Origin of the sequence: Nocardia arthritidis (assembly GCF_011801145.1) — a bacterium.
Taxonomy (GTDB): Bacteria; Actinomycetota; Actinomycetes; order Mycobacteriales; family Mycobacteriaceae; genus Nocardia; species Nocardia arthritidis_A.
This window is the reverse complement of record NZ_CP046172.1, coordinates 8,433,454-8,446,642: the sequence shown is the minus strand read 5'-3', so window position 1 is coordinate 8,446,642 and position 13,189 is coordinate 8,433,454. Positions and strand designations below refer to the sequence as shown.

Annotated in this window: 12 protein-coding genes; 5 read left to right on the top strand and 7 right to left on the bottom strand. The window is 67.3% G+C overall.

Annotated elements, in window-relative coordinates; all coding sequences use genetic code 11:
* Positions 1–17 precede the first annotated feature (17 nt).
* Positions 18–1,520, bottom strand: coding sequence for a PH domain-containing protein (locus F5544_RS38175; RefSeq protein WP_167477654.1), 1,503 nt, complete (start codon positions 1,518–1,520; stop codon positions 18–20).
* Positions 1,517–2,014, bottom strand: coding sequence for a PH domain-containing protein (locus F5544_RS38170; protein WP_167477653.1), 498 nt, complete (start codon positions 2,012–2,014; stop codon positions 1,517–1,519). The genes F5544_RS38175 and F5544_RS38170 overlap by 4 nt, the downstream gene beginning before the upstream one ends.
* A 150-nt stretch (positions 2,015–2,164) precedes the next feature.
* Here F5544_RS38170 and F5544_RS38165 point away from each other — a divergent pair, with 150 nt between their 5' ends.
* From F5544_RS38165 to dapC, 3 genes are all read left to right on the top strand, one after another.
* Positions 2,165–4,771 (top strand): bifunctional FO biosynthesis protein CofGH, encoded by a 2,607-nt coding sequence (locus F5544_RS38165; RefSeq protein WP_167477652.1) that lies wholly within the window; start codon positions 2,165–2,167, stop codon positions 4,769–4,771.
* A 170-nt stretch (positions 4,772–4,941) separates the two neighbouring features.
* On the top strand, positions 4,942–5,265 hold the full coding sequence (gene fdxA / locus F5544_RS45880; protein ID WP_194252452.1) for a ferredoxin: 324 nt from the start codon (positions 4,942–4,944) through the stop codon (positions 5,263–5,265).
* The gene (dapC, locus tag F5544_RS38160; RefSeq protein ID WP_194252451.1) at positions 5,262–6,371 is read left to right on the top strand and encodes a succinyldiaminopimelate transaminase; all 1,110 of its coding nucleotides are present in this window, start codon (positions 5,262–5,264) and stop codon (positions 6,369–6,371) included. Before fdxA ends, dapC begins: the two co-directional genes overlap by 4 nt.
* 29 nt (positions 6,372–6,400) lie before the next feature.
* Here the strand turns inward: dapC and F5544_RS38155 are convergent, their stop codons facing one another.
* Both F5544_RS38155 and F5544_RS38150 read right to left on the bottom strand, forming a co-directional pair.
* Complete coding sequence (locus F5544_RS38155) at positions 6,401–6,652, bottom strand: hypothetical protein (RefSeq protein WP_167477650.1); 252 nt, start codon at positions 6,650–6,652, stop codon at positions 6,401–6,403.
* A gap of 9 nt (positions 6,653–6,661) precedes the next feature.
* The gene (locus tag F5544_RS38150; protein ID WP_167477649.1) at positions 6,662–7,990 is read right to left on the bottom strand and encodes a S8 family peptidase; all 1,329 of its coding nucleotides are present in this window, start codon (positions 7,988–7,990) and stop codon (positions 6,662–6,664) included.
* A gap of 105 nt (positions 7,991–8,095) precedes the next feature.
* On the opposite strand from F5544_RS38150, the gene pruA reads away from it, so the two are divergent.
* Positions 8,096–9,727 carry an L-glutamate gamma-semialdehyde dehydrogenase gene (gene pruA / locus F5544_RS38145; RefSeq protein WP_167477648.1) on the top strand — a complete coding sequence of 544 codons (1,632 nt, stop codon included), beginning with the start codon at positions 8,096–8,098 and terminating at the stop codon, positions 9,725–9,727.
* Between the two features lie 62 nt (positions 9,728–9,789).
* Here the strand turns inward: pruA and F5544_RS38140 are convergent, their stop codons facing one another.
* Entirely contained in the window at positions 9,790–10,644 is an 855-nt protein-coding gene (locus tag F5544_RS38140; RefSeq protein ID WP_167477647.1) for an oxygenase MpaB family protein, read from the bottom strand.
* Positions 10,645–10,788: 144 nt separating this feature from the next.
* Between F5544_RS38140 and F5544_RS38135 the strand changes: the two genes are divergently transcribed.
* A complete protein-coding gene (locus F5544_RS38135) occupies positions 10,789–11,421 on the top strand; it encodes a TetR/AcrR family transcriptional regulator (protein ID WP_167477646.1) in 633 nt (210 codons plus the stop codon).
* Between the two features lie 31 nt (positions 11,422–11,452).
* Here F5544_RS38135 and F5544_RS38130 read toward each other — a convergent pair whose 3' ends face one another.
* Both F5544_RS38130 and F5544_RS38125 read right to left on the bottom strand, forming a co-directional pair.
* The gene (locus F5544_RS38130; RefSeq protein WP_238846877.1) at positions 11,453–12,166 is read right to left on the bottom strand and encodes a serine hydrolase; all 714 of its coding nucleotides are present in this window, start codon (positions 12,164–12,166) and stop codon (positions 11,453–11,455) included.
* 121 nt (positions 12,167–12,287) lie between these two features.
* Positions 12,288–13,139 carry an oxygenase MpaB family protein gene (locus F5544_RS38125; protein ID WP_167477645.1) on the bottom strand — a complete coding sequence of 284 codons (852 nt, stop codon included), beginning with the start codon at positions 13,137–13,139 and terminating at the stop codon, positions 12,288–12,290.
* Between the last annotated feature and the right edge of the window lie 50 nt (positions 13,140–13,189).

The window sequence follows — 13,189 nt, the reverse complement described above, 5'->3', positions numbered from 1 at the left end:
CGACACGAGGGCCGGGTTCAGCGCTTGCCGAGGCGTCCCGGGTGCACCTGCTCGATCAGCGCATACGCCTGGTCGATCGGGATATCGATCACCGCGTAGCGCTTCTTGCCCGCCGCGGTCGCCGCGACCACCGTCGCGACTCCCGCCCGGCGCTGGAAGAAGGTCTGCCGCACCGTCCAGCCGATGATGCCGGGCGCCTCCAGGCAGTCGCGGTCGCGGTCCAGCGAACCCGAGCGGGTGACGAGCCAGGTCGGCGCGGCGCCGTCGGCCGGAATGACCGCGTGGCCGAGTCCGCGATACCGGTCGGCGGCGAGCGGAATGCCGATCAGCGCGCCGAGGACCGGAATCAGCCACCACCATGCCGAAAACTCCACGCCCGCAAGCCTTATCGCGAGCATGACGACCGCGATGACGAGTACGGGCAGCAGCGTGCGGGTGTACCGGCGCCGCAGCGCCGCGGGCCCGTGCGGGATGAGCGGCACCAGGCCGGGCATCGATTGCGTTGTGCCGCTGGGTTTATCGTGTGTGGCGTCCGGTGCGAGCAGATGTGCGAGCGTGTGATCGATCGCCGCCCGCGGCGCCTGCGGCAGGATCTTCACCCGCGGCTTCTCGCCGGTCATGATCGCCTCGAGTTCGGCGCCGCCGGCGAGCCGCAGCAGCAGCGGCTCGTTCACCGTCGCGCCGCGAAACCTGGCCAGATCCATGGTGATCTGCCGCGTGGTGAACAGTCCGTGCCGGATCTGCAGTGTCTTTCCGTCGTCGAGCACCTGCAGGCCGAAATACGTTGCCAGATAACGCGCGCACGCCGCCAGCGCCACCACCAGCACCAGCGCGACAACCAATGCCGCGATCACCAGCGTGATGACCAGCGCCGTGCCGTCGCGCAGGCTGTGCACCGCGTCGGAGCGGAAAATCGCCTGGCCGATTCCGTATTGGAAGGCGAGGCCGACGATCGGCGCGAAGATCGCGAACCCGGTCAGCGACAGCGGCGCGTACCGCACCCAGCCCGCCTGCCAGTGCCCGATCTCCCGGCCCGCCGGTTCTATCTTCGGAACCTCTTGTCCGGCAACCTCTTCGGTGCCGGTACTAGCGAGCAGTTCGCGGCGCAGGTCCGGGACCAGCCGCGCGTCCAGCGCGTCGAGCTTGAACTGCTCCTTCTTGTCGGCGTGCTGCCCGGTCCCGATGGCGAGCACCGCCAACCCGAGCGCCCGGTGCAACAGGTCGGCCTCGATATCCACCGAGCGGATCCGCGAGCGCGGCACCGCGAGCCTCTTGCGCTGGATCAGGCCCGTCCGCAGCTCGACATGCGTCGGACCGACCCGGTAGGTGGTGGTGAACCAGCGGGTCGCCGCGAAACCCACGATCAGCACCAGCGGGATCAGGCTCCACAGTGGATTGTCGGCGCGGCTGCCGACGATGACCGTGCCGATCAACACCGGGATGTACCGCACGACCTCATTGACCGGATGTACCAGCAACATTCGCGGATCCAGCCGCTGCCACGGCAGTACCTGCGTCATGTCGCGTCACCGCGGTGCCGGGCGGCGATATCGGTCAGCCGCCGCACCGTCTCCTCGGCCACCGGCCGGTCCAGCGCCGAAATGGTCACGGCCCCAGCCGAAGACGCGGTGGTGACGGTCACCGTCGCGAGGTCGAGCATGCGCTCCAGCGGCCCGCGCTCGGTGTCCACCGTCTGCACCCGGGAGATCGGTGCGACCCGGCTCTCCTGATTGATCCAGCCGACCCGCGTGTACACCGCCTCGTCGGTGACCTCCCACCGGTGCACCGCGTAGCGCCACCACGGCACCACCCCGATGCTGACCGCGGCGGCGGCCAGGGTGATCACGAAGACGGCGAGCTGCGCGCCGCGGTGCCCGGTATCCACCAGTGCCCAAATCAGTTCGGCCACGAACGGAATCACCCAGGCGAGCCCGGCTTGAATGGTCCACAGCAGTTTCGCCTTGGCGCTGGGACGCCAGGCCGGTTCGGCCATGATCGTGCGCGGCTGCGACATGCTGCCCATGGTTGCACGAATCGATCGATTACCGGCATGACGGTTGTCATCCGTTCCGGATTCGTCGGCGGCGGCCGGAATAGTGTGGTGTGCGACGAGGTTGTCCACCCTCACAGGCACTGGAAGGAGACATGCCCGGATGGTTAGCGCATGATCGAGGACGTGACTCAACTGCCGCACCCCAGCATTCCTTCCGCACCGCCCGCGGCCTCGGCCATGCGCCGCGCGCTGCGTCGGGCGCGTGACGGGGTGACGCTCAACGTCGAAGAGGCCACCGTGCTGCTGCATGCGCGCGGTGACGATCTGAAAGACCTGATGAACAGCGCGGCGCGCGCCCGCGACGCCGCGCTGGAATCGGCGGGCCGACCGAAACAGCTCACCTACTCGCGTAACGTTTTCATCCCGCTCACCCGGTTGTGCCGGGACAAATGCCACTACTGCACCTTCGTCACCGTGCCCGGCAAACTCCGGGCAGCGGGCAAGGGCATGTTCCTCGAACCCGACGAGGTACTCGATATCGCCCGCCGCGGCGCCGCGCTCGGCTGTAAGGAAGCGCTGTTCACGCTCGGCGACCGCCCCGAGGACCGCTGGCCGGAGGCGGCGCAGTGGCTCGACGAGCGCGGCTACGACTCCACCATCGACTACCTGCGCGCCGTATCGATCATGGTGCTGGAGGAGACCGGCCTGCTGCCGCATCTCAATCCTGGTGTGATGACCTGGGAGGAGATCTCCCGGCTGAAGCCGGTCTCGCAGTCCATGGGCATGATGCTGGAGACCACCGCGACCCGGCTGTTCACCGAAAAGGGCAACTGCCACTACGGAAGTCCGGACAAGGATCCGGCGGTGCGGCTGCGCGCGATCACCGACGCGGGCAGGCTCTCGGTGCCGTACACCACCGGCATCCTGGTCGGCATCGGCGAGACGCTGGCCGAGCGCGCCGATTCGATCATGGCGATTCGCAAGCAGCACAAGGCATTCGGGCATATTCAGGAAGTCATCATCCAGAACTTCCGGGCCAAGAGCGATACCGCCATGCGCGATGTGCCGGATGCGGGGATCGAGGAATTCCTGGCCACCATCGCGGTGAGCCGCCTGGTGCTCGGTCCGGACGTGCCGGTGCAGGCGCCGCCGAATCTGGTGTCGCACGAGGACTGTCGCGCGCTGATCGATGCGGGCATCGACGACTGGGGCGGTGTCTCACCGGTGACGCCCGACCACGTCAACCCGGAACACCCGTGGCCGAATCTGGAAACGCTGCGCGAGATCACCGAATCCGCGGGTTATCAACTGGCCGAACGGACTTCGGCGCATCCGAAATATGTGCGGGCGGGCAACCCGTGGGTGGATCCGCGGATCGGCGCGCACGTCGCCGCGCTCAGCGATCCGGCGACCGGCCTGGCCCGGCCGGACGCGATTCCGGTCGGCCTGCCGTGGCAGGAGCCGGACGAATCGTGGGAGTCGGCGGGCCGCGTCGACCTGAACACCTCGATCGATACCGATGGCCGAAATACGGTGAGCCGCAGCGATTCCGCGCTCGGTGAAGAGGTAGTGGGCGCCTTCGGCGATTGGGACACCATTCGCGAACAGGCGCGCGATCTGGCCGCCGCCGCACCGGAGAAGCTCGACGCCGACGTGCTCGCCGCGCTACGCGCCGCCGAACGCGATCCGGCCGGGCTCACCGATGCCGAATACCTGGCACTGGCCACCGCCGACGGCGCCGACCTCGAGGCGGTGACCGCGCTCGCCGATCAACTGCGCCGCGACACCGTCGGCGACGACGTCACCTACGTGGTGAACCGGAACATCAACTTCACCAATATCTGCTACACCGGCTGCCGCTTCTGTGCCTTCGCCCAGCGCAAGGGCGACGCCGACGCGTTCACGCTGAGCATGGACGAGGTCGCGGACCGCGCGTGGGAGGCGCATGTCGACGGCGCGACCGAGGTCTGCATGCAGGGCGGTATCGATCCGGATCTGCCGGTCACCGGTTACGCGGATCTGGTGCGCGCGGTGAAGAAGCGGGTGCCGTCGATGCACGTGCACGCCTTCAGCCCGATGGAGATCGTCAACGGAGCGTCGCGCGGCGGGCAGAGCGTCAAGGAGTGGCTGGTCGCGCTGAAAGAGGCCGGACTGGACACCATTCCGGGCACCGCCGCGGAAATCCTCGACGACGAGGTGCGCTGGGTGCTCACCAAGGGCAAGCTGCCGACCTCGGCGTGGATCGACGTGATCAGCACCGCGCACCGGGTGGGCATCCGGTCGAGTTCGACCATGATGTACGGGCACGTCGACAGCCCGAAGCACTGGGTCGGCCATCTGCGGGTGATTCGCGGAATCCAGGACGACACAGGCGGTTTCACCGAATTCGTGCTGCTGCCCTTCGTCCATCAGAGCGCGCCGCTGTACCTCGCGGGCGCGGCGCGGCCTGGTCCGACGATTCGCGACAACCGGGCCGCGCACGCGCTCGCCCGCATCATGCTGCACGGCCGGATCGACAACATCCAGACCAGCTGGGTCAAACTCGGCACCGCGGGTACCCGGATGATGCTGAACGGCGGCGCGAACGATCTCGGCGGCACGCTGATGGAGGAGACCATCTCCCGGATGGCGGGTTCGCAGCACGGCTCCGCGAAAACCGTTGCCGAGCTGGTGGATATCGCGTCGGGCATCGGGCGGCCGACCCGCGAACGCACCACGACGTACGGTGTGCCGAAGCGGCGCGGGCCGCTGCCGGATCTCCAGTTGACGGTCGGCTGAAAGCCCGGCCGCCGGTGCCTCGCGCAGGAGCTCGCCCGGCGCGGGGCTGAGGACGGGCTTCGCCTGGCCAAATAATTAGGCGAGGCTGGCCGGTAGTAACGTGTCGGGTGCCGGGATACTGTTGCGCGGGCGGAGTAATCCCGAGGTGAGGACAGACTAGGAGAGCGGCAGTGCCGTACATCATCGCTGAACCGTGCGTTGACGTGAAGGACAAGGCGTGCATCGAGGAATGCCCCGTGGATTGCATCTACGAGGGTGGCCGCATGCTGTACATCCATCCCGACGAGTGCGTGGACTGTGGTGCGTGTGAGCCGGTGTGCCCGGTGGAGGCGATCTTCTACGAGGACGACACCCCGGACCAGTGGAGCGGTTACGTCAACGCGAACGTCGATTTCTTCAACGACCTCGGCTCGCCCGGCGGCGCGACGAAGGTCGGCGCCGTCGATTACGACCCGCCGTTCATCAAGGAACTCCCGCCGATGGCGAGCGAGTGAGTAGACGCACCCGGGTCAGCGCGCTGCTACCCGATTTCCCCTGGGACACCATCGCTTCGGTGAAGGAGCGAGCGGCGGCGCATCCGGGCGGGCTCGTCGATCTCTCGGTCGGCACCCCGGTCGATCCGGTCGATCCGCTGATTCGCACCGCGCTGAACGCGGTCGCTGCGGTGCCCGGATATCCGACCACCCACGGCACTCCCGAACTCCGCGCGGCCGCGGTCGACGCGCTGGCCCGGCGTTATCGGATCACCGGTGTGCACCCGTCGGCGGTGCTTCCGGTGATCGGCACCAAGGAGCTCATCGCGGGCCTGCCTCGGTTACTCGGTTTGGGCGCCGACGATCTCGTCGTCATCCCGGAGGTTGCCTATCCGACCTACGAGGTCGGCGCGCTGCTGGCCGGCACTCGGATGCTGCGCGCCGACGGGCTCACCCAGCTCGGGCCGGAGCGCCCGGCGCTGATCTTCCTCAACTCGCCGTCGAATCCCACCGGCCGGGTGCTCGGGGTGGACCATCTGCGCAAGGTGGTGGCGTTCGCGCGGGAGCGCGGCGTCATCGTGGCCTCCGACGAGTGCTATCTCGGCCTGTCCTGGGAGGGCCGGGCGCTGTCGATCCTCGATCCCGAGGTCTGCGACGGCGACCACACGAACCTGCTCGCCATCCATTCGCTGTCCAAGACCTCGAGCCTGGCGAGTTACCGCGCCGGATTCGTCGTCGGCGATCCGGAGCTGATCGGCGAAATGTTGGAGGTGCGCAAGCATTCCGGCATGATGGTGCCCCTCCCGATCCAGGCCGCGATGACCGCGGCGCTCGGCGATGACGAGCACGAGGCGCGGCAGCGGGAGCGGTACCGGGCGCGGCGCGAGGTGTTGCGTAAAGCGTTGGCGGGGGCCGGTTTCCGGATCGATCACTCCGAGGCCGGGCTGTACCTCTGGTCGACCCGCGGCGAACCCGGTCTGACGACCTTGGATTGGCTCGCCGACCGCGGAATCCTCGCCGCACCCGGCCACTTCTACGGGCCGCAGGGCGCGGAGCACGTGCGAATCGCGTTGACGGCCAGTGACGAGCGGATCGCTGCGGCAGCAGAACGCTTGAGCGGCAACTGATTTCGGTTTGTCAGAACCGAAACTCGAAGCTAGGCAGTAGTTTCCGAATCCGGACCAGGCGGTTGGATTCGCGGATCCGCGAAGATCTCGATATGCGGGCCGCCCTGCTCGGAAAGCCGGGCGGCCGCGGCATCGGTGATCCGCAGCGCGAACAATCCGACCTCCGGATCGACCGGAATCAGTCCGTATCCCACATCGACATCACCCTCGGACAATTCGAGCTTCTGCAACGCGTCGCGGAGTGTCGCGGTTTTCGGTAGCCGAACGGTCAACAGCGGCATCCCTCTACGCTACGCCCGAACGCCGGTGTTCTTCAGTGCCGCGAGCAGTGCCGCCGCATCGGCGACGCCGTAACCGTAGTCGTAGTCGAAACCGCTCTTTCTGTGCTTGATCGCGGTGCGCCGCACCAGATCTCGCAATTGCGCCGGTGTCAGCGCGGTGGCCGGGTAGCGGGTGCGGATGGCCGCGATCAGCCCGGCGGCGACGGGGGTGGCGGCCGAGGTGCCCGAGTCGGGGGTGCCCGCGCCGAAGGCCGTCGAGCCGAGGAAGTGGGTGTAGGCGCAGATATCGGGCTTCTTGTCGGTGAGGCGGCCCGGCCCCTGGGAGGAGTAGCCGACCCTGGTATTCGAGGTGTCGACACCGCCGATGCTCAGCACGCTCGGATGCGAATTCGCCCCGGTGATCGGGCGATCGGCGTAACCGCAGCGGCCATCGGGGCAATCGCGTCCGCAATTGCCCGCGGCGAACAGGATGTCGGCACCCGCGGCCTCCAGCGAGCCGACGATGATGTTGAACGGATGGGACGGATTGTCGGAGTAATTCCCTGGCTGGCCGACCGGGAAATCCCAATCGGGCGAGAAAGCGCCCCAACTATTGCTGACCACCAGCGCCCTGGTGGCAGCCGGTTGGTCGGTGAGCACGGTGCGCAGTTGCGCGTACCCGGCCAGCGCGTCGGACAGCAGGCCGTCCATCGCGGTCTGGCCCTGGCGGGTGCTGCGCAGCACCGGATAGTCGAGCAGGGTGACGCGCGGTGCGGCGATCATGGTGTCGAAGGCGCACATGGTGCCGTGGTCGACCGGAAACTGGCCCGCTGTTCCGGTGACGCCCTGCGGATTCCAGCTGCGCCGCGCGTCGATGGTGACCGCGCTGCCGCGGGCCTGCTCGACGAACGCCGCGTTGATCCCGGTGTCGACGATGGCGAGCGCCACCGACTGCCCGGTCAGCCCCGACGCCGCCAAATCGGTGGTGTGCAGCAGTGATTCGATATCGGTCCAGGTGCCGACCGGGTCGCTGTCACCACAGGTGATGATGCCCTCGATGACCGGATCGGCGAACACCCCGGTGATCGCCGGTTGTGCGGTCAGCCGCTGTACGACGGCATCGATATCGGTATCGGCGATCTCGCCGCGCACCACCACCGAGGCATGCTCCGGCGCGAGCGAATACATGGGCCCGTCCTCGAAGCGGAGTGCGCGCGGTACCGCGACGGGATGCCATGCCCGGTCCACGACCGCATCGGGCAGTTCACCGACCACCTCCCCTGCGGTGACGGTGACCGCCGGATCGGCGATCGCGGCGATCACATCGGCCGTCGGACGAAGCTGAATCAGCACGCGCATGACGCCATATTGCCGGTAGTAGGGGTAAAAATACGGGTTGACGCGCGAATTCGTACCAAACCGTGTCTTGACGCGTGGGGCGTGAGCGCCGGGTTAGCCTGGAGTATGGACGCTGTCACGGTAGTCCCCATACCCGCGAACGAGCCCGTGCACTCCTACGCACCGGGCAGCCGGGAGCGCGAGCTGCTCATCGCCCGGCTTGCCGAGCTCTCGGGCCATTCCGTCGAGGTGCCGCTGGTGATCGGCGGCAAACCGCGACCGGGCATCGGCACCCGGCACGATATCGTCGCACCGCACCGGCACCGGCAGGTGCTCGGAACATACACCGACACAACACATTCCGAGGCGCAGGACGCGATCGATGCGGCGACCGCGGCCGCACCCGGTTGGCGCGCGATGCCTTTCGACGAGCGCGCCGCCATCCTGTTGCGCGCGGCCGACCTACTGGCCGGGCCGTGGCGCGAAACCATCGCCGCCGCAACGATGCTCGGCCAGTCGAAATCCGCCGTGCAGGCCGAGATCGACGCACCGTGTGAGCTGATCGACTTCTGGCGATTCAATGTCGCCTTCGCCAGGGAGATTTTGCAACAGCAGCCGCAGTCGAGCCCGGGCGTGTGGAACCGGATGGACTACCGGCCGCTGGAGGGGTTCATCTACGCGATCACGCCGTTCAACTTCTCCGCCATCGCCGGAAATCTGCCCACCGCACCGGCTTTGATGGGCAATACCGTGGTGTGGAAGCCGTCGCCGACGCAGACGCTCGCGGCGTACCACACCATGCGGCTGCTGGAGGCGGCGGGCCTGCCGCCCGGCGTGATCAATATGGTCACCGGTGACGGTGTCGAGCTGTCCGAGGTGGCGCTGGCCGACCGGCGGCTGGCCGGAATTCATTTCACGGGCTCCACCAAGACATTCCAGTTCCTCTGGCAGCAGGTCGGCGCGAATATCGGCCGCTACGACTGCTATCCGCGGCTGGTCGGCGAGACGGGCGGCAAGGATTTCATCGTCGCGCACGCGTCGGCGGATCCGAAGGCGCTGTGCACCGCGCTGATTCGCGGCGCGTTCGAATATCAGGGCCAGAAGTGTTCGGCCGCGTCCCGCGCCTACATCGCGCGCTCGGTCTGGCGCGAGATGGGCGACGAGTTCCTGAACCTGACCGCCGAGCTGACCTACGGCGATGTCGCCGATCTGTCGAATTTCGGTGGGGCGCTGATCGATCGGCGCGCCTATGACAAGAATGTCGCCGCCATCGAGCGGGCCAGGTCGGCGGGCATCACCATTCCGGTCGGCGGTACCTACGACGATAGCGAGGGCTGGTTCGTCCGCCCGACGGTGATGCTGGCCGACGACCCGCGCGACGAATCCTTCACCACCGAGTATTTCGGCCCGATCCTGTCGGTGCACGTCTACGACGATGCCGAACCGGGCGCGTACACCGCGGTGCTCGCCGAGGTGGAATCGGCCGCGCCGTACGGATTGACCGGCGCGGTCTTCGCGCGCGATCGCAATGCCGTCGAACAGGCGAGTGCCGCACTGCGTTTCGCGGCGGGCAACTTCTATATCAACGACAAGCCGACCGGCGCGGTGGTCGGCCAGCAGCCGTTCGGCGGGGCCCGCGCCTCCGGCACCGACGACAAGGCGGGCTCACCGCTGAACCTGCTGCGCTGGGTCGCCCCGCGCACGATCAAGGAAACCTTCGTCCCGCCAACGGATTACCGGTATCCGCACATGAGCTGATCGAGCATCGCGCAGCGATTCGATGGGGGTGGTGGTCGGGCGACGGGTGGGCATCGAGCGGCCTAAACCAGCGGCAGCCCGCGCCGCATCCGTCGCCGCATATCGAACAGATAGGCGTTGAGCGGAAACATCCTGGCCTGCTTGGGCAGTCGGGTGTGCACGGCGGCGATCGCGCGCAGCAGCAGATCGAATCGGCGCTGATCGCGTTCGGTCCAGGTCATCCGCATCTCGTCGCGCAGATGCTGCGGCAGCAGCCCGGTGACGGCGAACCGCTGCAGCCGCGCGAAGGTGAATTGCACCGGGCGCGGCAGCATTTTCAGGTCGATCAGGTCGTCGAAGTAGTCGCGCAGCGCGGGTTCGATGCCGCGCTGGGCCAGGTTCTCCGTCCAATACCGTTGGAAGGCGGCACGATCCGCGGGCCACAGCTCCGGCCGCATTTGTAGTGTCGTGCCGAATCGAGCGCAGTATCGGTAGAACGCCTCGGCGGTCTCCGGATCCATCGGCCCGTGCATGCGGGTGTAGAGATCGTCGATGCCCCAGTAGAGGCAGGCCGCGACCCATAGCTGCAATTTCGGATCGAAGGCGTTGTATTTCACCGGGCTGGCCGCGGTCGAGCGCACCGGCCGATGCGATTCGTCGACCGCCGCGCGGTAGGCGGCCCGTTCCGGGTCGGAACCCATCATCGCGACTGCTATATAGGTGAGCGTGGTGCGCATCCGCTTCAGCGGATGCAGGGTGACCTTTCCGCTGTCGACGGTGCTCTCCAATACGCCCCGGCCGACGGGGCGGAGGCTGAGCTGCACGATCACATTGGCGACGCCGCCGAGGAAGGCGGCGATTCCGTCCATGTACTCCTGCACGGTCTCCGGCGTGATCGGTTCGGCGTACTCGTCGATCCGGGCAGCTGGCGCGGTCATCGCGGCTCCTCGTTGAGCGATAGTGAGATGATTCATCTACAAATCTCTCATCGTCTCGATAAGCTGTCAAACGTCCGCACGGGTTCGGCGAGGGTATGTGATGCTGAATCTGTCATCGTTTCGCCGATCGATGGGGTGAATGCCATGGCAAGGCTCAATCGGCTGCTTGCCCGGGTGCGCGACGCCGGGCCGGAAGACGGCAATCAGACGCGGGTCCTCGACGCCGCACTGCTAGCCTTCCTCGACTTCGGCATCAAACGCACCAGCATGGTCGAGGTGGCCCGGCGCTGCGGTCTCTCACCCGCCACCCTCTACCGGCGCTATGCCAGCAAATCGGATCTGATCCAGGCCGTCGGCCTCTGGCAGGCGCGGCAGTTCGTCGCGCAGGCCGATGCGGCGTTGCAGCGGCAGATCGAACGGGACGCCAGCGCCGAGGACCAGATCGTCGAACTCTTCGTCGCATTCCTGAACGGCTTGCGCGGCAACAAATTACTGGACCGGCTGTTGCAGACGGAGCCGGAGATCGTGCTGCCCCAGCTCACGGTGCGGGGCGCGCCGGTGCTGGAGCTGGGCCGAGATTACTTGGCGGAGTTCATATCCCGGCTGCAACGCGAGGGCAAGCTGCCCTCGTACGATCCGGCGCCGCTCGCCGAAATGATTGCGCGCACGGCACTTTCGCTCGCGCTCACCAGGCAGACGGTGATCCCGCTCGACGACGACGATGCCGCGCGCCGGTTCGCCCGTGACCACATCGTCGTATCGTTCCGGGTGCCCTGAAATCGAGATATCGCGCAGCGATTCGATGGGCTCAGAGGAACAGCGGGAACAGCGTGCGCGTCAGCTCCGGCAGCGCGTCGAGCACATCCGCGGTCTCCTCGGCGGCGGTGCCGTGCGTATGCGCGGCGACGGCGAACCACGGCCCGTACGAGGTCGAGGCCACCTCCGGTGGCCCGTAATCCGACCAACCCCATTTGCTGCCGAGCACGCCGGGCATATGCGAAGTGCCCCAATCCTGTTCGGTGCCGTCGGCGGCGATCGACGAGGCGGTGGTCATCCATTCGAAGATCGGTGACGCCGGATCGTCGTGCAGCTTCTGCTCCAGGAAGTCGGCCACATCGGCCGCGCTGGTCGATGCCGAACCCCAATCCGGGCCGGCCTGGGTCTCGTGCAGGTGGAATTCCTTGGCGATCGCATCGATCGCGGCCGGATAGCGAGCGGACAGCAAATCCGCGGCCCTGTCGTCGGACAGGCGGATCATCCGCTCGCTCAGCTCGCGATCGAGGGCCGAGCCGTCGCCGTGCCGCAGCGCGTAGTCGACGATGTAGAGCTTGGTCAGCGAGAGCCCGCTGCGCGCCTCGTGCTCGTTGGCGGTGCCCCAGTGCAGGCCGATGGTGGAGCGCAGCGAGATCGCGGTGCGCTGGGGCACCTGTTCGGGTTCGGCGGCCGTCGCTCTGGTCGCGGCGCAGGCGAGACAGATTCCGGCTCCGACGACGGCCGCCAGTGCCACCCTGCGATAGCCCACGGTTACCTCCCGGGTCCATGCGTCGGCGGTATGCGCTGGCGCTCAGTCGAGATAACCTCGAGCAACCGAGGATCGCGTCATGTGACACGCCGAATATGCGTGATTGTCGCCTGGCGTGTCGTTAAACCAGCGGCAGGCCGAGCCTGCGGCGCATCCGCAGATCCAGCAGGAAGGCATTGACCGGAAAAACCTTGACCGCCTTCGGCATTCGCGCCTCTACCGTGCCGACCGCGCGCAGCAGCCGAGCCAGCGCGCGATCGTCGCGCTCACTCCACCGCATCCCCATTTCGGCACGCAGGTGCGGTGGCAGCAATCCGGCGGTCACCCAGCGGTGGAAGCCGCCGAACGCCAACTGGATCGGGCGCGGGAACATCTTCAGGTCGACGATCTGCCAGAAGTAGTCGCGGATCGGCGGATCGGTACTGGTCCGGTCCAGGTTTTCGGCCCAGTACCGGTCGAAGGCCGCGCGATCGGCCGGCCACATGCCGGGCCGCACCTGCAGGGTGGTGCCGAGCCGCTCGGCGTGCCGGTAGAACCCGTCGGCGGCCGCCTCGTCCATCGGACCGTGCATGCGTTCGTACAGGTCGCGCGCGCCCCAGTAGAGGCAGGCCGCCACCCACAGCTGTAGCCGCGAATCGAAGGCGCTGTATTTCACCGGGCTGTCCGGCGTGGAGCGGACGGGGATATGCGATCGGTTGACCGCCTCGCGGTAGGCGGCGCGTTCATCCTCGGTGCCGAGCAGCGCGACCGCCAGATAGGTCAGCGTGGTGCGGGTCCGCTTGATCGGATGCAGCATGATCTTGCCGCTGTCGACGGTGCTTTCCAGCACGCCGTAGCCGACCGGTCGCAGGCTCAGCTGCATGATGACGTTGGCCGCCGCGCCGAAAAACGCGGCCGAGCCGTCGATTACTGCTCGGATGTCGAAATCGTCGCCGGTTGCGGCTGGGACGACGGCGCGGAGCGGGCTGGTCATCGTCGACCTCGTTCTCGTCGTTGAGAAACTTATGCATCAACTTTCTCACT

Excerpts from the sequence above, each read along its gene's own strand:
- F5544_RS38175 (WP_167477654.1), bottom strand. The coding sequence starts at position 1,520 with ATGACGCAGGTACTGCCGTGGCAGCGGCTGGATCCGCGAATGTTGCTG.
- F5544_RS38170 (WP_167477653.1), bottom strand. The coding sequence starts at position 2,014 with ATGTCGCAGCCGCGCACGATCATGGCCGAACCGGCCTGGCGTCCCAGC.
- F5544_RS38165 (WP_167477652.1), top strand. The coding sequence starts at position 2,165 with ATGATCGAGGACGTGACTCAACTGCCGCACCCCAGCATTCCTTCCGCA.
- F5544_RS38155 (WP_167477650.1), bottom strand. The coding sequence starts at position 6,652 with ATGCCGCTGTTGACCGTTCGGCTACCGAAAACCGCGACACTCCGCGAC.
- F5544_RS38150 (WP_167477649.1), bottom strand. The coding sequence starts at position 7,990 with ATGCGCGTGCTGATTCAGCTTCGTCCGACGGCCGATGTGATCGCCGCG.
- pruA (WP_167477648.1), top strand. The coding sequence starts at position 8,096 with ATGGACGCTGTCACGGTAGTCCCCATACCCGCGAACGAGCCCGTGCAC.
- F5544_RS38140 (WP_167477647.1), bottom strand. The coding sequence starts at position 10,644 with ATGACCGCGCCAGCTGCCCGGATCGACGAGTACGCCGAACCGATCACG.
- F5544_RS38135 (WP_167477646.1), top strand. The coding sequence starts at position 10,789 with ATGGCAAGGCTCAATCGGCTGCTTGCCCGGGTGCGCGACGCCGGGCCG.
- F5544_RS38125 (WP_167477645.1), bottom strand. The coding sequence starts at position 13,139 with ATGACCAGCCCGCTCCGCGCCGTCGTCCCAGCCGCAACCGGCGACGAT.